The following is a 685-nucleotide window of genomic DNA, read 5'->3' on the forward strand; positions in this document are numbered from 1 at the left end:
GCGGTCCGGCCGAATTATGGCGAAAATCAAGGGCATAATTGCCTTTGATTCGGCGCGCTGGCCGGCTTTGGGCGAAATCAAGGGCAGAATTGCCTTTGATTTTGCGGGGGCCGAAGCCAGCTCACATCAAAGAGCAGAAAAAAATATTACCACAGGAACGGCCTTATTGCGCCGGCCGCCCCTGTGGTAACAAATTCACATCTGAATCCAGATGTCTTTATCTGGATGAGCCGCGTCCGCCGCGGGCTGCCCCGCCGCTGCTCCGTCCGCCGGCATTGTAGCCGCCTTTACCGCCTTTGGCGCTACCCTGGCTGTAGCTGCCGTAGCTGCCTTTGCCGCCCTTGGCGCCAGCACTGTTGCCGCTGCGGGAACCGCCTGCGTTGTTACCGCCGCGTGAACCGCCGCCCTTGGCCGGCGGTGAAACGCTCCATGCCCCCGCCTCATTGCTGCGGGCCACGTTCGCTCTATGTTTCGGGCTGGCCTTGGCCCCGCCCGGATTATAGCCCGCGCCGGAACCTGCGCCCTTGGACGCGCCATAGCTGAAGCCTCCGGCTTCTTCACCGCGTGTTACATTGGTGCTGTAGCCGCTGCCCGGGCCGCCCTTGGAACCGGCGGCCCCTCTGCCGCCGCGCTTGCCGGCGGCGTTCGCTCCGGCTGCAGAGTCTGCAGCCGCCGCATTGCTGCG

1 protein-coding gene and 1 pseudogene are annotated in these 685 nt (G+C 64.2%); one reads left to right on the forward strand and one right to left on the reverse strand.

The features are described 5' to 3' along the window. Positions 1–190 (forward strand): hypothetical protein (locus AWJ19_RS35200; RefSeq protein ID WP_206744051.1); only part of this gene is annotated, 190 nt, incomplete at its 5' end. Between the two features lie 27 nt (positions 191–217). Here the strand turns inward: AWJ19_RS35200 and AWJ19_RS12295 are convergent. Continuing rightward, positions 218–685 (reverse strand): annotated as a pseudogene (locus tag AWJ19_RS12295) (hypothetical protein); the annotation flags it as partial.

The organism is Paenibacillus sp. DMB5 (assembly GCF_001517085.1).
Lineage (GTDB): Bacteria > Bacillota > Bacilli > Paenibacillales > Paenibacillaceae > Paenibacillus_AQ.